The sequence below is a fragment of the Pseudomonas sp. 39004 genome, from assembly GCF_028682155.1.
GTDB lineage: Bacteria > Pseudomonadota > Gammaproteobacteria > Pseudomonadales > Pseudomonadaceae > Aquipseudomonas > Aquipseudomonas capeferrum.
The window spans coordinates 18,770-41,284 of sequence record NZ_JANIAG010000009.1 but is presented as its reverse complement, the minus strand read 5'-3'; the positions used below and the strand labels follow the sequence as shown (position 1 = coordinate 41,284).

Genomic DNA, 22,515 nt, shown 5'->3' with positions numbered 1-22,515 from the left:
TTCGCCGAGTCAGCCGCCCGTCGTCTGCTCGCAGGCCTGAGGAGATAGCAAGATGCCCAAGGTCGGTATGCAACCCATCCGCCGCCAGCAGTTGATCGAAGCCACCTTGTTGGCGGTCGATCAGGTCGGACTGGGTGACGCCAGCATTGCGCTGATTGCCCGGTTGGCCGGAGTGTCGAACGGCATCATCAGTCACTACTTTCGGGACAAGAACGGCCTGATCGCAGCGACGATGGGTTACATCATGAGCATGCTCAACGAAGGCGTTGCAGCACGGCGCCAGGCACTGACGGACGACAGCCCGCGTGCCCACCTGAAAGTGATCATCGAAGGTAACTTCGATGCCAGCCAGGTGAACGGCCCGGCAATGAAAACCTGGTTGGCCTTCTGGGCTTCCAGCATGCACCAGCCCGACTTGCACAGGTTGCAGCGGATCAACGATCACCGCTTGTATTCCAACCTCTGCTGTCAGTTCCGCCGCGTCCTGCCGCTTTACCATGCGCGCAAGGCAGCCCGCGGGCTGGCGGCCCTGATCGACGGCCTGTGGCTGCGGGGCGCGCTGTCGGGAGATGCTTTCGACACCGACCAGGCGATACGAATCGCTTACGAATACATGGATCTACAACTGGCTAAACAGCAGACCCTGGGCACAATTGACCAGGCCTCTGAACAACCGCGCACGGCGATTGCCAAACAGGCAGGCGCGTGACGCAGTAGCCAACCACACACTGCACTTGCGAGGACACTATGGCCCGTTTCGGAACGCAAAAACTCTACATTGATGGCGGTTATGTCGACGCTGGCAGCGATGCCACCTTCGAAGCCATCAACCCGGCTACTGGCGAAGTCCTCGCCCATGTGCAGCGCGCCACTCAGGCCGACGTCGAAAAAGCCGTCGAAAGCGCCGAACGCGGCCAGAAAGTCTGGGCAGCGATGACCGCCATGCAGCGCTCGCGCATCCTGCGCCGCGCCGTCGACATCCTGCGCGAGCGCAACGATGAGCTGGCCCAGCTGGAAACCCTGGACACCGGCAAGTCGTACTCCGAAACCCGTTACGTCGACATCGTCACCGGCGCCGACGTGCTGGAGTACTACGCAGGCCTGGTTCCAGCCATCGAAGGCGAGCAGATCCCGCTGCGTGAAAGCTCCTTCGTCTATACCCGCCGCGAGCCGCTGGGTGTGACCGTGGGTATCGGCGCCTGGAACTACCCGATCCAGATCGCCCTGTGGAAGTCCGCGCCAGCCCTGGCCGCCGGCAACGCGATGATCTTCAAGCCTTCGGAAGTCACCTCGCTGACCACCCTGAAACTGGCCGAGATCTATACCGCAGCTGGCCTGCCTGACGGCGTGTTCAACGTCCTGACCGGCAGCGGCCGTGAAGTCGGCACCTGGCTGACCGAGCACCCGCGCATCGAAAAAGTTTCCTTCACCGGCGGCACCACCACCGGCAAGAAAGTCATGGCCAGCGCCTCGAGCTCGTCGCTCAAGGAAGTCACCATGGAACTGGGCGGCAAGTCGCCGCTGATCATCTGCGCCGACGCCGACCTGGACAAGGCCGCCGACATCGCCATGATGGCCAACTTCTACAGCTCCGGTCAGGTGTGCACCAACGGCACCCGCGTGTTCATCCCTGCCCCGATGAAAGCCGCCTTCGAAGCCAAGATCGCCGAGCGCGTTGCCCGCATCCGTGTGGGTAACCCGGAAGACGAAAACACCAACTTCGGCCCGCTGGTCAGCTTCCAGCACATGGAAAGCGTGCTGGGCTACATCGCCAAAGGTAAAGAGCAAGGTGCCCGCGTGCTGTGTGGCGGTGAGCGTCTGACCGAGGGTGATTTCGCCAAGGGCGCCTTCGTCGCCCCGACCGTGTTCACCGACTGCACCGACGACATGACCATCGTCAAGGAAGAAATCTTCGGCCCAGTGATGAGCATCCTCAGCTACGAGACCGAAGAAGAAGTCATCCGCCGCGCCAACGACACCGAATACGGCCTGGCCGCTGGCGTGTGCACCAACGACATTACCCGTGCCCACCGCATCATCCACAAGCTCGAAGCCGGCATCTGCTGGATCAACGCCTGGGGCGAATCGCCGGCCGAAATGCCGGTCGGTGGCTACAAGCAGTCGGGCGTTGGCCGTGAAAACGGCGTCAGCTCGCTGGCTCAATACACTCGCATCAAGTCGGTCCAGGTCGAGCTGGGCGGCTACTCGTCGGTCTTCTGACCGACAGCTGCAAGTCGCTAGCTACAAGCTGCAAGAAAGAGCCGGTCGGCGTCACGCCACCGGCCCTTGCAGATCCCATCCATTCGCAAGCTTCGCGCAACTGCCTTTTCTTGCAGCTTGTAGCTAAAAGCTTGCCGCTGCATTTCGGAGAAATGCTATGGAATTCGATTACATCATCGTCGGCGCAGGTTCGGCCGGTAACACCCTGGCCACGCGCCTGACCGAAGACGCCAGCGTCACCGTGCTGCTGCTCGAAGCCGGTGGCCCCGACTACCGCTTCGACTTCCGCACCCAGATGCCAGCCGCCCTGGCGTTCCCGCTGCAGGGCCGTCGCTACAACTGGGCCTACGAGACCGACCCGGAGCCGCACATGGACGGCCGCCGCATGGAATGTGGCCGCGGCAAGGGCCTGGGTGGCTCCTCGCTGATCAACGGCATGTGCTACATCCGCGGCAACGCCATGGACTTCGACGGCTGGGCTGAACTGCCAGGCCTTGAGGACTGGACGTACCTGGATTGCCTGCCGTACTTCCGCAAGGCAGAAACTCGCGATATCGGCCCTAACGACTACCACGGCGGCGAAGGCCCGGTCAGCGTCGCCACGCCCAAGGCCGGCAACAACCCGCTGTTCCACGCCATGGTCGAGGCCGGCGTGCAGGCCGGTTACCCGCGTACCGAAGACCTGAACGGCTACCAGCAGGAAGGCTTCGGCCCGATGGACCGTTCGGTGACCAAGAACGGCCGCCGTTCCAGCACCGCCCGCGGCTACCTGGACCAGGCCAAGAAGCGCCCGAACCTGACCATCGTCACGCACGCCCTGAGCGACCGCATCCTGTTCGACGGCAAGCGCGCCGTTGGCGTGACCTACCTGGTCGGCGACAGCGAAGAGCGCGTCGAAGCCCGCGCCCGCAAGGAAGTCATCGTCAGCTCCGGCGCCATCGCCTCGCCGCAACTGCTGCAGCGCTCTGGCGTCGGCCCGCGCGCCCTGCTGGAAAGCCTCGACATCCCGGTGGTGCACGACCTGCCGGGCGTCGGCGAAAACCTGCAGGACCACCTTGAGCTGTACCTGCAGTACGCCTGCACCCAACCGGTGTCGCTGTACCCGTCGCTGCTGTGGTGGAACCAGCCGGCCATTGGTGCCGAGTGGCTGTTCAACGGCACCGGCATCGGCGCCAGCAACCAGTTCGAGGCCGGCGGTTTCATCCGTACCCGTCCTGAGTTCGAATGGCCGAACATCCAGTACCACTTCCTGCCGGTAGCGATCAATTACAACGGCTCCAACGGCGTCAAGGAACATGGCTTCCAGGCGCACATGGGTTCGATGCGTTCGCCAAGCCGTGGCCGCATTCAGGCCAAGTCGAAAGACCCACGCCAGCACCCGAGCATCCTGTTCAACTACATGGCCACCGAGCAGGACTGGCAGGAGTTCCGTGACGGCATCCGCCTGACCCGCGAAATCATGGCCCAGCCGGCGCTGGACCCATACCGTGGTCGCGAGATCAGCCCGGGCGCGCACGTGCAGACGGACGAAGAGCTGGACACGTTCATCCGCGAGCACGCCGAAACCGCCTTCCACCCGTCCTGCTCGTGCAAGATGGGCACCGACGACATGGCGGTGGTCGATGGCGAAGGCCGCGTGCATGGCATGCAGGGCCTGCGTGTGGTCGATGCGTCGATCATGCCGATCATCATCACCGGCAACCTCAACGCCACCACGATCATGATCGCCGAGAAAATCTCGGACAAGATCCGCAACCGCAAGCCATTGGCGCGCAGCACTGCCAAGTACTACGTGGCTAACGGTGCGCCGGTCAAAGGCAAGCCGATGCGTGAAGTGAAGCAGGGCTGACCTGCACTGGCCCCGCGAAGAGGCCCACCCTGGCAGTACAAGAAAAGGCACCCACCGCGGTGCCTTTTCTACATCTGCAGAAACGCTTTACATGCTGCCAATTCATCAGGTTAGAATCGATTGGCACGCGACCTGCTAGTTGATCAACGCTATCGAGTCTTCTTCCCCGCGTTTCCCGGAGTACTGCCTTTGGATGCCAGCACCATCAACAGCCTGTTTCTGATCGGCGCTTTGCTGGTGGGTGCAAGTATCCTGGTCAGTTCACTGTCGTCACGCCTGGGTATCCCTATTCTGGTCATCATCCTCGCCGTCGGCATGGTCGCAGGCGTGGACGGTGGCGGCATCATCTTCAACAACTACCCGACCGCGTACCTGGTGGGCAACCTGGCCCTGGCGGTGATCCTGCTCGACGGCGGCTTGCGCACGCGTGTGGCCAGTTTCCGCGTGGCGTTGTGGCCGGCCTTGTCGCTGGCCACCGTCGGCGTGATGATCACCACCGCCCTCACCGGCCTGGTCGCGGCCTGGCTGTTCGACCTGAGCCTGATCCAGGGTCTGTTGATCGGCGCCATCGTCGGCTCCACCGACGCCGCAGCAGTGTTCTCGCTGCTGGGCGGCAAAGGGCTGAACGAACGGGTCACGGCCACGCTGGAGATCGAGTCGGGCAGCAACGACCCGATGGCGGTGTTCCTCACCGTCACCCTGATCGACATGATCGCCAGCGGCCAGACCGGCCTGCACTGGAGCCTGCTGGGCCACCTGCTGCGCGAGTTCGGTATCGGCGGCCTGCTGGGCCTGGGCGGCGGCTGGCTGATGCTGCAGTTGGTCAACCGCATCAACCTGGCCGGCGGCTTGTACCCGATTCTGGTCGTGGCCGGCGGCCTGGTGGTGTTCTCGCTGACCAACGCCCTGCATGGCAGCGGCTTCCTTGCCGTGTACCTGTGCGGCCTGGTGCTGGGCAACAAGCCGATCCGCAGCCGCCATGGCATCCTGCACATGCTCGACGGCATGGCGTGGCTGGCGCAGATCGGCATGTTCCTGGTGCTGGGCCTGCTGGTCACGCCCCACGACCTGCTGCCCATTGCCTTGCCAGCCCTGGGCCTGGCCCTGTGGATGATCCTGATCGCCCGGCCGTTGTCGGTGGTTGCCGCACTGCTGCCGTTCAAGGCCTTCCACGGTCGCGAAAAGGGCTTCATTTCCTGGGTCGGCCTGCGCGGTGCGGTACCGATCATTCTGGCGGTGTTCCCGCTGATGGCCGGGCTGCCGGATGCGCAGTTGTTCTTCAACCTGGCGTTCTTCATCGTGCTGGTGTCACTGCTGGTGCAGGGCACCAGCCTGCCGTGGATGGCCAAGCTGCTGAAGGTCACTGTACCGCCAGACCCGGCGCCCATCTCACGCTCTGCGCTGGAAGTGCACATCACCAGCGAGTGGGAGCTGTTCGTCTACCGCCTGGGGGCGGAAAAATGGTGCATCGGCGCCGCCCTGCGCGAGCTGAAGATGCCTAAGGGCACCCGTATCGCCGCGCTGTTCCGTGGCGAGCAACTGCTGCACCCATCGGGCAGTACCGTGCTGGAAGTCGGCGACATGCTTTGCGTGATCGGCCACGAACATAACCTGCCCGCGCTGGGCAAGCTGTTCAGCCAGGCGCCGCAACGTGGCCTGGACCTGCGCTTCTTCGGCGACTTCGTGCTTGAAGGCGATGCCGAACTGGGTGCCGTGGCGGCGCTTTACGGCCTGAAACTCGACGGCCTGGACGCGAAAATGCCGCTGGCGCAGTTCATCCGACAGAAGGTCGGAGGCGCTCCAGTAGTAGGCGACCAGGTCGAATGGCATGGCACGATCTGGACCGTGGCGACCATGGACGGGAACAATGTGCAGAAAGTGGGCGTCAGATTCCCCGAAGGAACGCGACCCGGACCAGGATTGTTCCTCTAAACTGCGATTCTGCCCTGATCCACAATGTAGTCTGCCTATGTCCCTGCGCGTGTACCTTCGCACAGCCCTGCTGGGGTTGTGCCTGTCCTTCTCGTTCGCGGCCACCGCGAACGCTGCGGCCGAAGCGCCGACCACTGCCAGCATCCAGCACAGCCTCGACAAGATTGCCGAGCGCAAGCTGCCCGAGGCCGATCAAAAGGCCCTGCAGCAGGTGCTGGAGCAAACCCTGAGCCTGCTTGCCAACAAGGAAGACAGCGAGAAGAAGCTGGCCGCGCTCAAGCAGCAGCTGGCCAGCGCGCCGAAAGAAACCAGCGACAGCCAGAAAGAACTGGCCAGGCTCAAGGACAGCAAGCCGCAACCGGTCGCCCAGCGCTACGCTACCCTGACGGTGCCGCAGCTGGAGCAACTGCTCAGCGAGCGCAGCACCCTGCAGGGTGAGCTGCAAAAGGCGCTGTCCGAAGCCAACAGCCTGATCATCAATTCCCAGACCCGCCCGGAGCGCGCCCAGGCCGAGATCAGCAACGGCCAGGCCCGCACCCAGCAGATCAACAACAACCTCAAGTCGGGCAAGGACAACGGCAAGGCGCTCAACGCCGACCAACGCAACCAGCTCAACGCCGAGCTGGCCTCGCTCAACGCGTTGACCCTGCTGCGCCGTCAGGAGCTGGCCGGCAACAGCCTGCTGCAAGACCTTGGCAGTGCCCGTCACGACCTGCTGATCGAGCGCGCGGCGCGCCTGGAGCAGGAAATCCAGGACCTGCAAACGCTGATCAACGACAAGCGCCTGGCCCAGTCCCAGGAGGCCGTCACCCAGCAGTCGATCGAAGCCCAGAAGGCCGGCGGCAGCAGCCTGCTGGCCAGCGAAAGCACGATCAACCTCAAGCTTTCCGACTACCTGCTCAAAAGCACCGATCGCCTCAACGAACTGACCCAGCAGAACCTGCGCACCAAGCAGCAGCTCGACAGCCTGACCCAGGCCGACCAGGCGCTGGATGAGCAGATCAACGTGCTCAAGGGCAGCCTGCTGCTGTCCAAGATCCTCTACAAGCAGAAGCAGACCCTGCCGCACCTGAAGGTCGACCGCGACCTGGCCGATCAGATCGCCGACACCCGCCTGTACCAGTTCGAGATCAACCAGCAACGCGAGCAGATGAGCAGCCCGGTCACCTACGTCGACAAGCTGCTGGCCAACCAACCGCCGGAAGACGTCACCCCGCCACTGCGCAAAGCGCTGCTGGAAGTGGCGATCACCCGCAGCGACCTGCTGGAGCGCCTCAACCGCGAACTCTCGGCCCTGCTCAACGAATCGATTACCCTGCAGCTCAACCAGAAGCAACTGCTGGGCACCGCCCAGGGCCTGCGCACCACCCTCGACGAGCAGATGTTCTGGATCCCCAGCAACAAGCCGCTGGACTGGGACTGGCTGCGCTACGTCCCTGAGCGGTTCGCTGACCAGGTCGCCAGCCTGCCCTGGGGCTCGGGCATCAAGGAACTGGCCGACGGCCTCAGCCAGCGGCCGTTGCTGTTCCTGCCGCTGCTACTGGTGATCGGCGGCTTGCTGTGGCGGCGCAAGTACCTGTATCAACGGCTCGGCAAGGTGCACCAGGACATCGGCCACTTCCGCCGGGATAGCCAGTGGCACACGCCCCAGGCGATCCTGATCAATATTCTGCTGGCGATGCCGGTGAGCCTGGGCCTGGCGCTGTGCAGCTATGCCCTGCAGATCGACGCCCGCGGGCAGAATGCCAACCTGGGCGCCGCGCTCTGGCAACTGGCCCAGGCCTGGCTGGTGTTCTACACCGCCTACCGCATTCTGGCGCCTGGCGGCGTGGCGGAAATTCACTTCCGCTGGCACAAGCCCCAGGTCGAGTTCCTGCGCGGCTGGGTGCGCAGGCTGGGTACCGTGGTGCTGGCGCTGGTAGGCGTGGTGGCGGTGGCCGAGCATCAACCTTCGGCGCTGGCTGATGACGTGCTCGGCATCGGCGTAGTGCTGACCTGCTACGCGCTGATGGCCTGGCTGCTCAGCCGCCTGCTGCTGAGCAGCCCGGCGCATCGCGACACCTCGCTGTTCCGCCGGGCGGTCGGGGTGGCGTTCACGGCCCTGCCCATCGCCTTGTTCGTAGCGGTGTGCTTCGGTTACTACTACACCGCCCTCAAGCTCACCGACCGGCTGATCTACACCCTCTACCTGCTGATGTTCTGGCTGGTGATCGAGGCCGCCTTTGTCCGTGGCCTGTCTGTGGCCGCGCGGCGCCTGGCCTACCAGCGCGCCCTGAGCAAACGTGCAGCGGCCAAGGAAGGGCTGGATGGCGAAGTCATCACCGAAGAGCCGACGCTGGACATCGAACAGGTCAATCAGCAGTCGCTGCGCCTTATCCGCCTGGCCTTGCTCGGCGGCTTCATCGCCGGCCTGTACTGGGTATGGTCGGACCTGATCTCGGTGTTCGCCTACCTCAACAACTTCACCTTGTACGAATACACCAGCGGCACCGGCGCGGCCGCCAGCATGGTGCCGATCAGCCTCGGCGACCTGCTTGGCGCGCTGGTGATCGTCGGCATCACCTTCGCCCTGGCCGGCAACTTGCCAGGCTTGCTGGAGGTGCTGGTGCTGTCGCGCCTGAACCTTGCCCAGGGCAGTGCCTACGCCACCACCACGCTGCTGTCGTACACCATCGTCGGTATCGGCATCGTCAGCACCCTGTCGACCCTGGGGGTCAGCTGGGACAAGCTGCAATGGCTGGTGGCGGCGCTGTCGGTCGGCCTGGGCTTCGGCATGCAGGAGATCTTCGCCAACTTCATCTCCGGCATCATGATCCTGTTCGAGCGCCCGGTGCGTATCGGCGACACCATCACCATCGGCAACCTGTCCGGCACGGTGAGCAAGATCCGCATCCGCGCCACCACCATCACCGACTTCGACCGCAAGGACATTATCGTCCCCAACAAGACCTTCATCACCGGCCAGTTGATCAACTGGTCGCTGACCGACACGGTTACCCGGGTGACGCTGAAACTGGGCATCGACTACGGCTCCGACCTGGACCTGGTGCGCGACCTGCTGCTCAAGGGCGCCCACGAGAACCCAAGGGTGCTAAAGGACCCGGAGCCGATCGTGTACTTCCTGAACTTCGGCGAAAGCTCGCTGGACCACGAGTTGCGCATGCACGTGCGTGACCTGGGGGATCGCAACCCGACCCTGGACGAGATCAACCGCTACATCAACCGCGAGTTCAAGGCGCACAACATCAAGATCTCGGTGCGCCAGGTCGAGGTGTTCCTGATGGACACGAAGGGCGGCAAGCAGCAGCTGGTGCCCGTGGAACAGCCGAAATCGGATGGCACTGCGCAGGCCTGAGTGGGCTCGAATGCTTTATTCTGTGCTGAACCCCAGGAGCAGCCCGTGAAAGCCCTCGACCAACTCACCTTCGACAACCGCTTCGCCCGCCTGGGCGATGCGTTCTCTACCCAGGTCCTGCCCGAGCCCATCGCAGACCCACGCCTGGTGGTGGCAAGCGCGTCGGCCATGGCCCTGCTCGACCTGGACCCAGCCCAGGCCGATTCGCCCTTGTTCGCCGAGGTGTTCAGCGGCCAGAAACTCTGGGAAGAGGCCGACCCACGCGCGATGGTCTACTCCGGCCACCAGTTCGGCTCCTACAACCCGCGTCTGGGCGATGGCCGCGGCCTGCTGCTGGCCGAGGTGCTCAACGAGGCGGGCGAGCACTGGGACCTGCACCTCAAGGGCGCCGGCCAGACGCCGTATTCGCGGATGGGCGACGGCCGTGCCGTGCTTCGCTCGTCGATCCGCGAGTTTCTTGCCTCCGAAGCCCTGTATGCCTTGGGCATCCCGACCAGCCGGGCGCTGTGCGTGATCGGCTCCAGCACCCCGGTCTGGCGCGAAACCCAAGAGAGCGCCGCCATGCTCACCCGCCTGGCGCAGAGCCACGTGCGCTTCGGCCATTTCGAATACTTCTACTACACCAAGCAGCCGGAACAGCAGCGCGTGCTGATCGACCATGTGCTGGAACAGCACTACCCCGAATGCCGCGAGGCCGAACAGCCCTACCTGGCCATGTTCCGCACCATCGTCGAGCGCAACGCCGAGCTGATCGCCCGCTGGCAAGCCTATGGGTTCTGCCACGGGGTGATGAACACTGACAACATGTCGATCCTGGGCATCACCTTCGATTTCGGCCCCTATGCCTTCCTCGACGACTTCGACGCCAACTTCATCTGTAACCATTCCGATGATCGCGGCCGTTACAGCTACAGCAACCAGGTGCCGATTGCCCACTGGAACCTCAGTGCGCTGGCCCAGGCCCTGACCACGGTGATCGAGGTGGAACCGCTGAAGGAAGCGCTGGGGCTGTTCCTGCCGTTGTACCAGGCGCATTACCTGGACCTCATGCGCCGCCGCCTGGGGCTGACCAGCGCCGAAGACGAAGACCTGGCGTTGGTCGAGCGCCTGCTGCAGTGCATGCAAAAGGGGGGCGTGGATTACACCCTGTTCTTCCGCAAGTTGGGCGATCAGCCAGTGGCCGAGGCACTGCAGGTGGTGCGTGACGATTTCATCGACCTGTCGGGTTTTGATGCCTGGGGCGTGGATTACCTGGCCCGTTGTCAGCGCGAGGCAGGCAATGAACAAGGGCGCTGTGAGCGCATGCATGCGGTGAACCCGCTGTATGTGCTGCGCAACTACCTGGCGCAGAAGGCCATCGAAGCAGCCGAAGCAGGTGACTACAGTGAGGTGCGGCGGCTGCATCAGGTACTGAGCCAGCCGTTCGAGGAGCAGGCCGGGATGCAGGCCTATGCCCAGCGGCCGCCTGAGTGGGGCAAGCACCTGGAGATCAGCTGTTCTTCGTGATCCGGGGGCCGGCGCGCGGCCCCCAAAATTTCAAAGGAAACCCAAATGACCGACCCACTGCTGATCCCCTGCCCCCACTGCAACGGCCTCAATCGCCTGCCCGCCACGCGCCTGAGCGACGCCCCAAAATGCGGCCGCTGCAAACAGGATGTACTGCTGAGCCAGCCCTTCGAACTGAACGAAGCCAGCTACGCCAGCCAGGTCAAAGGCGACCTGCCGCTGCTGGTGGACGTCTGGGCCGACTGGTGCGGCCCGTGCAAATCGTTCGCCCCCACCTTCGAACAGGCGGCCCGCCAGTTGAGCGGGCGCTGCCGCTTGGCCAAGCTGGACAGCGAAGCCAACCGCAACCTGGCAGGGCAATTGGGCATCCGCTCGATCCCTAGCCTGATCCTGTTCAAGAACGGTCGAGAAGTCAGTCGCCAGGCTGGGGCGTTTGCGCTGCAGTCGTTGCTGGAGTGGCTACGCAGCCAGGGGGTTTAGCGCTGGTTTCAGGTGCATGCCATGGCATCTTTGGCGCCCATGAAATCGAGCGCCGCCCGCGCGGCGCTCGATTTCATCGACGCTGCAACCCCCAAGACATGCACCTATCAGCCCTGACACAATCCCCAGACCTATCTCAACTATTCTCCTCAAGCAGCGAATGCAACTCGACAAACTGCTGCGTCAGCTTGTGCCGTGGCTCCAGGTGAATCAACGGCAAGCTGGCGTGGTGCGACTCGCGCATCTTCACCGAGCTGCCCAAATACACCGGTAATACCGGCAAGCCCTCGGCCAGCAGCTCGTCGAGCATCTGCTGCGGCAGGCTGGCGCGGGACTGGAACTGGTTGACCACGATGCCTTCAACCATCAGGTCTTCGTTGTGATCGTCCTTGAGCTCTTCGATTTCGGCCAGCAGGCCGTAGAGCGCCTGACGCGAGAAGCTGTCACAGTCGAAGGGTATCAGCACACGATCCGCCGCGATCAACGCAGAAACCGCATAGAAATTGAGCGCAGGCGGCGTATCGATGTAGATCCGTTCGTAATCCTCATCCAGCTCGTCGAGCAACTTACGCAGCTTGTTGATCTTGTGCTTGGCTTCGAGCTTGGGTTGCAGGTCGGCCAGCTCGGAAGTCGCCGTGACCACATGCAGGTTGTCGAACGGCGTTTCGTAGATATCGACCTTGTTCTTCTTGCTGAAGGGCCCGCTGGACAGGCTTTGCTTGAAGAAGTCGGCGATCCCCATGGGGATATCTTCACCCGTCAGGCCGGTGAGGTACTGAGTCGAGTTTGCCTGGGCATCCAGGTCGATCAACAAGGTCCGGTAACCTTCGCTGGCGCTGACCGCCGCCAGGTTACAAGCGATGCTCGACTTGCCCACGCCACCTTTCTGATTGAACACCACGCGACGCATGAGAGACCTCCGTGTATCGACGAATGCCCGAGTATGTGGCGCCTCGGCAGCTATGGCCAGTGGCAATTGTCGGGCGAAGATGGCCAGCCATTCACCTCACCACACTTGCCCGGTCAACAGCTCGGCGAAGGCCTTGGCCATCGCCGAGCCCCCACGCTCACGCTGCACCAGCCACACCGCCGTCGTCGCGCCTTCGTCCAGCAGCGTGCGATACACCACACCCTCGATGCGCATGCGCTGGAACGACGCCGGTAGCACCGACACCCCCAAGCCCGCCGACACCAACCCGATGATGGTCATCGCCTCGCCCGCCTCCTGGGCAAAATGCGGGCTGAACCCCGCGTGGCGCGCCAGGCTGAGCAATTGCGCATGCAGCCCGCTGCCATAGCTGCGCGGGAAGAACACGAACGGCTCCGGTGCCAGGGAGGCCATGTGCACCCCCTGCTCGGTACCCACAGCCAATGGATGCGAGGCATTGATCACTGCCACCAACGGTTCGCGAAACAGCTCGGTCGCCACCAGCCCTTCCGGCAATGGCATGGGCCGCATCAGCCCCACTTCGATGGACTCGTCGAAAACCGCTTCGGCAACATCGCGGCTGCTCAATTCCTTGAGGTTCAGGTGTACCGCCGGAAAACGCTGGCGAAAAGCATGGATGGCCTTGGGGATCTTCGACGTGAACGGTGCCGACGAGGTAAAGCCGATCTTCATCTCGCCCAGCTCACCCAATTGCGCACGCCGGGCCACGTCGGCGGCCTTCTCGACCTGCGCCAGCACTTGGCGGGCCTCTTCCAGAAACAACCGCCCCGCCTCGCTCAGCTCGACCCGACGGTTGGTACGCTCGAACAGGCGCGCCCCCAGCTCGTGCTCCAGCGCCTGGATCTGCTGGCTCAAGGGCGGCTGCGAAATGCCCAGCTGCTGGGCCGCACGGCCAAAGTGCAGCTCTTCGGCCACGGCGATGAAGTAACGCAGATGGCGCAGTTCCATGGTTGGCTCCAAACAGGTCGTAGAACGTCTTAAATAGGTCGAACAATATATTGGATGTAATCATTAGCCAGCTATATGCTTTTTTCATTGCGCCAGAGGTACCCGCCCGTGAAAACTGCTGTAGCCCCCCTACCCGCCGACCCAGAACCTGCCCCCCTGAACGACATGTGGATCGAAAAAGGCACCCCCGCCTTCATGAAGACCGTGCTGGCCCTGTTCAGCGGCGGCTTCGCCACCTTCGCCCTGCTTTACTGCGTGCAACCGATGATGCCGCTGTTGTCGCAGGAATTTTCCATCAACGCGGCCCAGAGCAGCCTGGTGCTGTCGGTTTCGACCGCAATGCTGGCGTTCGGCCTGTTGATCACCGGGCCGATCTCTGACCGCATCGGCCGCAAGCCGGTGATGGTCTTTGCGCTGGTCTGTGCGGCCCTGTCGACCCTGGCCAGTGCGGTGATGCCGACCTGGGAAGCCGTACTGGCGACGCGAGCACTGGTCGGCCTGTCGCTGAGCGGCCTGGCGGCGGTGGCGATGACTTACCTGAGCGAAGAGATCCACCCGCAGCACATCGGCCTGGCCATGGGCTTGTACATTGGTGGCAACGCCATCGGCGGCATGAGCGGGCGGCTGATCACCGGGGTGCTGATCGACTTCGTCAGCTGGCACACGGCGATGCTGACCATCGGTGGCCTGGCCTTGGTCGCGGCGCTGGTGTTCTGGAAGGTATTGCCCGAATCGCGCAACTTCCGCCCGCAGGCCGCGAACCCGCGCAGCCTGCTGAATGGCTTCGTCATGCACTTCAAGGACGCCGGGCTGCCTTGGCTGTTCCTTGAGGCGTTTCTGCTGATGGGGGCCTTCGTCACGCTGTTCAACTACATCGGCTACCGCTTGCTGGCAGGGCCTTACCATATGAACCAGGCGTTGGTCGGCCTGCTGTCGGTGGTGTATTTGTCGGGCATCTACAGCTCTGCGCAGGTGGGCGCGCTGGCCGACAAGCTGGGGCGGCGGAAGGTGTTCTGGGTCAGTATCGTGGTGATGGCCAGCGGCTTGTTGATGACATTGGCCAGCCCGCTGCTGATGGTGATCCTCGGCATGCTGGTGTTCACCTTCGGCTTCTTCGGCGCGCACTCGGTGGCCAGCAGCTGGATCGGGCGACGGGCATTGAAGGCCAAGGGGCAGGCATCGTCGCTGTACCTGTTCAGCTATTACGCGGGGTCGAGTGTGGCGGGGACGGCGGGCGGGGTGTTCTGGCACCAGTGGGGCTGGAACGGGATCGGGTTGTTCATCGGTGGCTTGCTGACCATAGCGTTGCTGGTGGCATGGCACCTGAGCAAGTTGGCGCCCAAGACACCTTGAACAGGGGGCCGCTTTGCGGCCCCGAAATCGTGGATCAGTTGATGATCTCGACAATATCCACATCCACTTCGCGGCTCATCAAGTGCTTCTCCACCTCGCCGGTCAGCTTGACCTTGGTCTTGTCATTGAATGGGGTCGGCGGAAGGTCCTCATCGTCGATTTCGACGGTGATGGTGCCGGTGTTGTCCTTGAACTCGTACTTGTCGTCGTTGTTGACCTTCTTGGTCACATACCCCTGCAGCACCACCGGTGTGTCATCTGCAGCATCGTTTGCAGCCGCCACGGTGGTCACCGACTGAGCACCTGGGCCGGTATAGCTGGCCGCCAGGGCAGCGGTGCTGAACAGGGGAGCGAGGATCAGAGCAAGGTAACGGATTTTCATGAGGATCAGGTCCTGTTTCGGTTTCGATGGGACCAGATTAACGACGATCGCTGAATTCAAACTTAATGCAACAAAAAACCCGGCATCAAGGCCGGGTTCTTTGTTGCAGCTGCATCAGATCACTGGTGGTACTGCGCCGACAGCTCATGCACGGCGTTGATGAACACACCGGCGTGCTCCGGGTCGACCTCAGGCGTAATGCCATGGCCCAGGTTGAACACATGGCCGGTGCCCTTGCCATAGCTGGCCAGAATGCGCGCCACTTCCTTGCGGATGGCCTCAGGCTTGGCGTACAGCACGGTCGGGTCCATGTTGCCTTGCAGCGCAACCTTGTCGCCGACACGGCGGCGGGCATCGCCGATCTCGCAGGTCCAGTCCAGGCCCAGTGCATCGGCACCGGCTTCGGCGATGCTTTCCAGCCACATGCCACCGTTTTTGGTGAACATGATGACCGGCACCTTGCGCCCATCGTGCTCACGGATCAGGCCGCTGACGATCTTGCGCATGTAGGCCAGGGAGAACTCCTGGTAAGCCGCCGCCGACAGGTTGCCACCCCAGGTGTCGAAAATCTGCACCGCCTGTGCGCCGGCCAGGATCTGGCCGTTGAGGTAGCTGGTGACCGACTGGGCCAGCTTGTCCAGCAGCAGGTGCAGGGCCTCTGGGTTGTCGTAGGCCATGGCCTTGGTCTTGCGGAAGTCCTTGGACGAGCCGCCTTCGACCATGTAGGTGGCCAAGGTCCAGGGGCTGCCAGAGAAGCCGATCAGCGGCACGCGGCCGTTGAGCTCGCGGCGGATGGTGCTGACCGCGTCCATCACGTAGCCCAGGTCTTTTTGCGGGTCGGGAATTGGCAACGCTTCGATGTCGGCCGGGGTGCTGATCACCTTCTTGAAACGCGGGCCTTCGCCGGTCTCGAAGTACAGGCCCAGGCCCATGGCGTCGGGGATGGTGAGGATGTCCGAGAAGAGGATCGCCGCGTCCAGCGGGTAGCGGTCCAGCGGCTGCAGGGTGACCTCGCAGGCGAACTGCGGGTTCATGCACAGGCTCATGAAGTCACCGGCCTTGGCGCGGCTGGCGCGGTATTCCGGCAGGTAGCGGCCGGCCTGGCGCATCATCCACACTGGGGTGACGTCCACGGGTTGCTTGAGCAGTGCACGCAGGAAACGATCGTTCTTCAGGGCAGTCATGTCGGCATCCGGCAAAAAAGTGCGGGCATTTTCTCAGACGCCAGCACAAAAGGCACGGCCAAGGCCATGCGTTTTGTCTATTGGGTGCCGTGGATCAAGCAATTTTGTATACAAAATATGCCAAGGGCTGCTTTGCAGCCCCCGCAACCGGTCAGACTTCGAGGTAGTCCAGAATACCTTCAGCCGCTGTACGGCCTTCGAAAATGGCCGTTACCACCAGGTCCGAACCCCGCACCATGTCGCCACCGGCAAACACTTTAGGGTTGCTGGTCTGGTGCTTGAACTTACCTTTCTCCGGTGCTACCACGCGGCCCTGGCTGTCCATCTGGATGCCAAACTGCTCGAACCACGGCGCCGGGCTCGGGCGGAAGCCGAAGGCGATCACCACGGCGTCAGCCGGCAGGATCTCTTCGGAGCCCGGGATCGGCTCAGGGCTGCGACGGCCACGGGCATCCGGCTCGCCGAGACGGGTCTCGACCACTTTGACGCCTTCGACCTTGTCCTCGCCGACAATGGCGATCGGCTGACGGTTGTAGAGGAACTTCACGCCTTCTTCCTTGGCGTTCTTCACCTCTTTGCGCGAGCCTGGCATGTTGGCCTCGTCACGACGGTAGGCACAGGTCACCGACTTGGCGCCCTGGCGAATCGAAGTGCGGTTGCAGTCCATCGCGGTGTCACCACCGCCCAGTACCACGACCTTCTTGCCCTGCATGTCGACGAAATCTTCAGGCGACTTTTCGAAGCCCAAGTTGCGGTTGACGTTGGCGATCAAGAAATCCAGCGCGTCATGCACGCCCGGCAGGTCCTCACCCGGGAAGCCGCCCTTCATGTAGGTGTAGGTGCCCATGCCCATGAACACGGCATCGTACTCGGCGAGCAGTTGCTCCAGGGTGATGTCCTTGCCCACCTCGGTGTTCAGGCGGAACTCGATGCCCATGCCGGTGAAGACTTCGCGGCGATTGCTCAGCACGGTCTTTTCCAGCTTGAACTCGGGAATGCCGAAGGTCAGCAAGCCGCCGATTTCCGGGTTGCGATCGAACACCACCGGGGTCACACCGGCACGTACCAGCACGTCAGCGCAGCCCAGACCAGCCGGGCCCGCACCGATAATGGCAACACGCTTGCCGGTCGGCTTGACCTTGGACATGTCCGGGCGCCAGCCCATGGCGAAGGCGGTGTCGGTGATGTACTTCTCCACCGAGCCGATGGTCACCGCGCCAAAACCGTCGTTCAGGGTGCAGGCACCCTCGCACAGACGGTCCTGCGGGCATACCCGGCCACACACCTCAGGCAGGGTGTTGGTCTGGTGCGACAGCTCGGCCGCCGCCAGGATGTTGCCTTCGGAGACCAGCTTCAACCAGTTGGGGATGAAGTTGTGCACCGGGCACTTCCACTCGCAATACGGGTTACCGCAGCCCAGGCAGCGGTGCGCCTGCTCCACGGACTGCTGCGGCTTGAAGGGCTCGTAGATTTCGACGAACTCTTTCTTGCGCTGGCGCAGCAGCTTTTTCTTCGGGTCCTTGCGGCCCACTTCGATGAACTGGAAGTCGTTACTCAGACGTTCAGCCATTTTTCAAAACCTCTTTACCGCAGTCGCAAGCTAGAAGCTGCAAGCTGCAAGTCGATCACTTGGGTCCGGCAAGCCTCGCACTGCGTTTACTTGCAGCTTGAAGCTTGCCACTTGCAGCTGTTTTTACTGCGGGTTGGCACGGGTGCTGGACAGCAGTTGCTTGAGGGTGGCCGCCTTGGGCTTGACCAACCAGAAGCGACGCACGTAGTCGTCCAGGTTTTCCGAGAGCTCACGCCCCCACTCGCTGCCGGTCTCGTCCACGTACTCGGCAAGGACCCGCGCCAGGTGGCTGCGGTAGGCCTCCATCGCTTCACCACTGATGCGCTGGATTTCCACCAGTTCATGGTTGAGCTTGTCGACGAAGCTGTTGTCCATGTCGAGCACGTAGGCGAAGCCGCCCGTCATGCCAGAACCGAAGTTGTAACCGGTCTTGCCCAGGACGCAGACAAAGCCGCCGGTCATGTATTCACAGCAGTGATCGCCAGTGCCCTCGACAACAGCGTGGGCGCCAGAGTTACGCACAGCGAAGCGCTCGCCCGCGGTACCGGCGGCAAACAGCTTGCCGCCAGTGGCACCGTACAGGCAGGTGTTGCCGACGATGGCGCTGTGCTGGGTTTCGAACGGGCTGCCGGCAGGTGGCACGATGGTGACCTTGCCACCGGTCATGCCCTTGCCGACGTAGTCGTTGGCGTCGCCTTCCAGGTGCAGGTTCAGGCCACCGGCGTTCCACACGCCGAAGCTCTGGCCCGCAGTGCCCTTGAAGCGGAAGGTGATCGGCGCAGCGGCCATGCCCTGGTTGCCGTGCAGGCGGGCGATCTCACCAGAGATACGCGCGCCGATGGAACGGTCGCAGTTGCAGATGTCGAGGCTGAACTCGCCACCGGACTGGTCGCGGATCGCCGACATGGCCATTTCGACCATCTTCTCGGCCAACTCGCCCTTGTCGAACGGCGGGTTCTTGTCGACTTCGCAGAACTGCGGCTTGTCCGCCGGAATGTGCGAGCTGCCCAGCAGAGGCGACAGGTCCAGGTACTGCTGGCGCTCGGTGTCGCCTGGCAGTATGTCGAGCAGGTCGGTGCGGCCGATCAGCTCGCCCAGGCTGCGCACGCCCAGCTTGGCCAGCCACTCGCGGGTTTCTTCGGCGACGAAGGTGAAGAAGTTGATCACCATGTCGACGGTGCCGATGTAGTGGTCCTTGCGCAGCTTGTCGTTCTGGGTGGCTACGCCGGTGGCGCAGTTGTTCAGGTGGCAGATACGCAGGTACTTGCAGCCCAGGGCAATCATCGGTGCGGTGCCGAAGCCGAAGCTCTCGGCGCCGAGGATGGCGGCCTTGATCACGTCCAGGCCGGTTTTCAGGCCACCGTCGGTCTGTACCCGCACCTTGCCGCGCAGGTCGTTGCCGCGCAGGGTCTGGTGGGTTTCGGCAAGGCCCAGCTCCCACGGCGCGCCGGCGTACTTGATGGAGGTCAACGGCGAAGCGCCGGTACCGCCGTCGTAGCCGGAGATGGTGATCAGGTCGGCATAGGCCTTGGCCACGCCTGCAGCGATGGTGCCAACGCCTGCCTCGGCCACCAGCTTGACCGAAACCAGCGCCTGCGGGTTGACCTGCTTGAGGTCGTAGATCAGCTGGGCCAAGTCTTCGATCGAGTAGATGTCGTGGTGCGGCGGTGGCGAGATCAGGGTCACACCCGGTACCGCGTAGCGCAGCTTGGCGATCAGGCCGTTGACCTTGCCGCCTGGCAGCTGGCCGCCTTCGCCCGGCTTGGCGCCCTGGGCCACCTTGATCTGCAGCACTTCGGCGTTGACCAGGTATTCCGGGGTGACGCCGAAGCGGCCGGTGGCCACTTGCTTGATCTTGGAGCTGCGCACCGTGCCGTAGCGCGACGGGTCTTCACCGCCCTCGCCGGAGTTCGAGCGCGCGCCCAGGCGGTTCATGGCCTCGGCCAGCGCCTCGTGGGCTTCTGGCGACAATGCACCCAACGAGATACCGGCGGAATCGAAGCGCTTGAGGATGGCCTCCAGCGGCTCGATCTGCTCGATCGCCAGCGGCTGGTCAGCCACTTTGACCTTGAGCAGGTCGCGGATCATCGACACCGGGCGCTGGTCGACCAGCGAGGTGTATTCCTTGAACTTGGCGTAGTCGCCCTGCTGCACAGCGGCCTGCAGGGTGTTGACCACGTCCGGGTTGTAGGCGTGGTACTCGCCACCGTGGACGAACTTGAGCAGGCCACCTTGCTGGATCGGCTTGCGCGCGCTCCAGGCTTCGGCAGCCAGCAGCTTCTGGTCGCTTTCCAGGTCTTCGAAACGCGCACCCTTGATGCGGCTCGATACGCCCTTGAAGCTCAGGCCGACCACGTCTTCGGCCAGGCCGATGGCTTCGAACAGCTGAGCACCGCGGTACGAAGCAATAGTGGAGATGCCCATCTTCGACAGGATCTTCAGCAGGCCCTTGGAGATGCCTTTGCGGTAGTACTTGAACACCTCGTCCAGGTCGCCCAGCACTTCGCCGGTGCGAATCAGGTCGGCCAGCACTTCATAGGCCAGGTACGGGTAAACGGCCGAGGCACCGAAGCCCAGCAGCACGGCAAAGTGGTGCGGGTCACGGGCAGTGGCGGTTTCGACCAGGATGTTGCTGTCGCAACGCAGGCCTTGCTCGGTCAGGCGGTGGTGCACCGCACCCACGGCGAGCGAAGCGTGCACCGGCAATTTGCCCGGGGCGATGTAGCGGTCGCTCAGTACCAGTTGGGTCTTGCCGCCGCGCACCGCTTCTTCAGCCTGGTCGGCGATGTTGCGGATAGCCGCTTCCAGGCCGACACCTTGCTCGTAGTTGAGGTCGATCAGCTGGCGGTCGAAGCCTTCGCGCTCCAGGTTCATCAACGAGCGCCACTTGGCAGGCGAGATCACCGGCGAGCTGAGGATCACTCGCGAAGCGTGCTCCGGCGACTCCTGGAAGATATTGCGCTCGGCGCCCAGGCAGATTTCCAGCGACATGACGATCGCTTCGCGCAGCGGGTCGATCGGCGGGTTGGTCACCTGGGCGAACTGCTGGCGGAAGAAGTCGTACGGCGAACGCACGCGCTGCGACAGCACGGCCATCGGCGTGTCGTCACCCATCGAGCCGACCGCTTCCTGGCCCTGTTCACCCAGCGGGCGCAGTACCTGGTCACGCTCTTCGAAGGTGACCTGGAACATCTTCATGTACTGCTTGAGCTGGTCAGCGTCATAGCTGGCCGCGCCCTGGTCGTCGGTGAGGGTCGCCTGGATGCGCGTGGCATGCTGACGCAACCAGCGCTTGTACGGGTGGCGCGACTTCAGCCGGTTGTCGATGGCGTCGGTATCGAGGATCTGGCCGGTTTCGGTGTCCACCGCGAAGATCTGGCCCGGGCCGACACGGCCCTTGGCGATCACCTCTTCAGGCTGGTAGCCCCATACGCCGATTTCCGAGGCGATGGTGATATAGCCGTTGGTGGTGGTTACCCAGCGCGCCGGGCGCAGGCCGTTGCGGTCGAGCAGGCACACCGCGTGGCGGCCTTCGGTCATGACGATACCGGCCGGGCCATCCCACGGTTCCATGTGCATGGAGTTGTATTCGTAGAAGGCGCGCAGGTCGGCGTCCATGGTCTCGACGTTCTGCCAGGCCGGCGGTACCAGCATGCGCACGCCGCGGAACAGGTCGATGCCACCGGTGACCATCAGTTCGAGCATGTTGTCCATGCTCGACGAGTCGGAACCGACGCGATTGACCAGCGGGCCGAGTTCTTCGAGGTCCGGGATCTGGTCATTGGCAAACTTGGTGCGACGGGCCATGGCCCAGTTGCGGTTGCCGGTGATGGTGTTGATCTCGCCGTTGTGGGCGAGGAAGCGGAACGGCTGCGCCAGCGGCCATTTCGGCAGGGTGTTGGTGGAGAAGCGCTGGTGGAACACGCAGATCGCGGTCTGCAGGCGCGGGTCATCCAGGTCTGGATAGAACGCCGCGAGATCGCGCGGCATCATCAGGCCTTTGTAGATGATGGTCTTGTGCGAGAAGCTGCAGATGTAGTGGTCGGTGTCGTGGGCGTTGGCCACGGACGAGCGACGACGGGCACTGAACAGCTTGATGGCGAATGCCTGATCGCTCAGGCCTTCACCGCCGATGAACACCTGCTCGATCTGCGGCAGGCGCTCCAGGGCCAGGCGACCGAGCACGCTGGTGTCGATCGGCACCTTGCGCCAGCCAACCAGCGTGAGGCCGGCGGCGAGAATTTCGCGGTCCATGTTGGCGCGGGCAGCTTCTGCTTTGACCGGGTCCTGGTTGAAGAACACCATGCCGACGGCGTACTGCTTGGGCAGTTCGACGGCAAAATGCTCCTGGGCCACGGCCCGCAGGAACTGATCAGGCTTCTGCATGAGCAGACCACAACCGTCACCGGTCTTGCCGTCGGCGTTGATACCGCCACGGTGGGTCATGCACGTCAGCGCCTGCATGGCGGTTTGCAGAAGGTGGTGGCTCGGTTCGCCCGTCATATGGGCGATCAGGCCAAAACCACAGTTGTCCTTGAATTCTTCGGGATGGTACAGACCTGTTTTCATAGACACTTTCTCACCAGGTTCACCTCTCAACGGAGGTAAATCTCTTTTTTAACAACCACTTACCATCCACGCCGATCAAATGCCAGCTTTTTGCGGTGGCCATGGAAAACCATTGTTGCACAGCGACAGCGATGCCCACAAATTTTCATGTCTCACCATTGAAAATTTATGTCGCAATTTTGAATGTTTTTGCGCCATGCGCCGTGATAGCGGCTTGG

Annotated in this window: 14 protein-coding genes; 8 read left to right on the top strand and 6 right to left on the bottom strand. The window is 63.0% G+C overall.

Translation table 11 applies throughout. The features are described from left to right. Window positions 1–52: 52 nt before the first annotated feature. From betI to trxC, 7 genes are all read left to right on the top strand, one after another. Entirely contained in the window at window positions 53–709 is a 657-nt protein-coding gene (betI, locus tag NP534_RS03055; RefSeq protein ID WP_033701981.1) for a transcriptional regulator BetI, read from the top strand. A 38-nt stretch (window positions 710–747) separates the two neighbouring features. After that, window positions 748–2,220: a betaine-aldehyde dehydrogenase gene (gene betB, locus NP534_RS03050; RefSeq protein ID WP_274097735.1), complete on the top strand. Its 1,473-nt coding sequence runs from the start codon at window positions 748–750 to the stop codon at window positions 2,218–2,220. Window positions 2,221–2,377: 157 nt separating this feature from the next. After that, window positions 2,378–4,069, top strand: coding sequence for a choline dehydrogenase (gene betA, locus NP534_RS03045; protein WP_274097734.1), 1,692 nt, complete (start codon window positions 2,378–2,380; stop codon window positions 4,067–4,069). A gap of 189 nt (window positions 4,070–4,258) precedes the next feature. After that, complete coding sequence (locus NP534_RS03040; RefSeq protein ID WP_274097733.1) at window positions 4,259–6,001, top strand: potassium/proton antiporter; 1,743 nt, start codon at window positions 4,259–4,261, stop codon at window positions 5,999–6,001. A 37-nt stretch (window positions 6,002–6,038) separates the two neighbouring features. Continuing rightward, the gene (gene mscK / locus NP534_RS03035; RefSeq protein WP_274097732.1) at window positions 6,039–9,356 is read left to right on the top strand and encodes a mechanosensitive channel MscK; all 3,318 of its coding nucleotides are present in this window, start codon (window positions 6,039–6,041) and stop codon (window positions 9,354–9,356) included. Between the two features lie 45 nt (window positions 9,357–9,401). After that, window positions 9,402–10,862: a protein adenylyltransferase SelO gene (gene selO / locus NP534_RS03030; RefSeq protein ID WP_274097731.1), complete on the top strand. Its 1,461-nt coding sequence runs from the start codon at window positions 9,402–9,404 to the stop codon at window positions 10,860–10,862. A gap of 45 nt (window positions 10,863–10,907) precedes the next feature. Then, window positions 10,908–11,342 (top strand): thioredoxin TrxC, encoded by a 435-nt coding sequence (gene trxC / locus NP534_RS03025; RefSeq protein WP_274097730.1) that lies wholly within the window; start codon window positions 10,908–10,910, stop codon window positions 11,340–11,342. Between the two features lie 136 nt (window positions 11,343–11,478). Here trxC and NP534_RS03020 read toward each other — a convergent pair whose 3' ends face one another. After that, window positions 11,479–12,252, bottom strand: a complete 774-nt coding sequence (locus NP534_RS03020) for a ParA family protein (protein ID WP_274097729.1) — start codon at window positions 12,250–12,252, stop codon at window positions 11,479–11,481. Between the two features lie 96 nt (window positions 12,253–12,348). Further along, a complete protein-coding gene (locus NP534_RS03015; RefSeq protein ID WP_274097728.1) occupies window positions 12,349–13,239 on the bottom strand; it encodes a LysR family transcriptional regulator in 891 nt (296 codons plus the stop codon). A gap of 165 nt (window positions 13,240–13,404) precedes the next feature. On the opposite strand from NP534_RS03015, the gene NP534_RS03010 reads away from it, so the two are divergent. Beyond that, window positions 13,405–14,592 carry an MFS transporter gene (locus tag NP534_RS03010; RefSeq protein WP_202883864.1) on the top strand — a complete coding sequence of 396 codons (1,188 nt, stop codon included), beginning with the start codon at window positions 13,405–13,407 and terminating at the stop codon, window positions 14,590–14,592. Between the two features lie 34 nt (window positions 14,593–14,626). Here NP534_RS03010 and NP534_RS03005 read toward each other — a convergent pair whose 3' ends face one another. The 4 genes from NP534_RS03005 to gltB all read right to left on the bottom strand — a co-directional run bounded on the left by NP534_RS03005 (window position 14,627) and on the right by gltB (window position 22,297). Next, the gene (locus tag NP534_RS03005) at window positions 14,627–14,974 is read right to left on the bottom strand and encodes a YgiW/YdeI family stress tolerance OB fold protein (protein WP_274097727.1); all 348 of its coding nucleotides are present in this window, start codon (window positions 14,972–14,974) and stop codon (window positions 14,627–14,629) included. Between the two features lie 119 nt (window positions 14,975–15,093). Continuing rightward, window positions 15,094–16,158 (bottom strand): uroporphyrinogen decarboxylase, encoded by a 1,065-nt coding sequence (gene hemE / locus NP534_RS03000; protein WP_274097726.1) that lies wholly within the window; start codon window positions 16,156–16,158, stop codon window positions 15,094–15,096. 151 nt (window positions 16,159–16,309) lie between these two features. Beyond that, window positions 16,310–17,728 (bottom strand): FAD-dependent oxidoreductase, encoded by a 1,419-nt coding sequence (locus NP534_RS02995; RefSeq protein ID WP_264311201.1) that lies wholly within the window; start codon window positions 17,726–17,728, stop codon window positions 16,310–16,312. 123 nt (window positions 17,729–17,851) lie between these two features. Continuing rightward, on the bottom strand, window positions 17,852–22,297 hold the full coding sequence (gltB, locus tag NP534_RS02990; protein WP_095063901.1) for a glutamate synthase large subunit: 4,446 nt from the start codon (window positions 22,295–22,297) through the stop codon (window positions 17,852–17,854). Window positions 22,298–22,515: the final 218 nt, after the last annotated feature.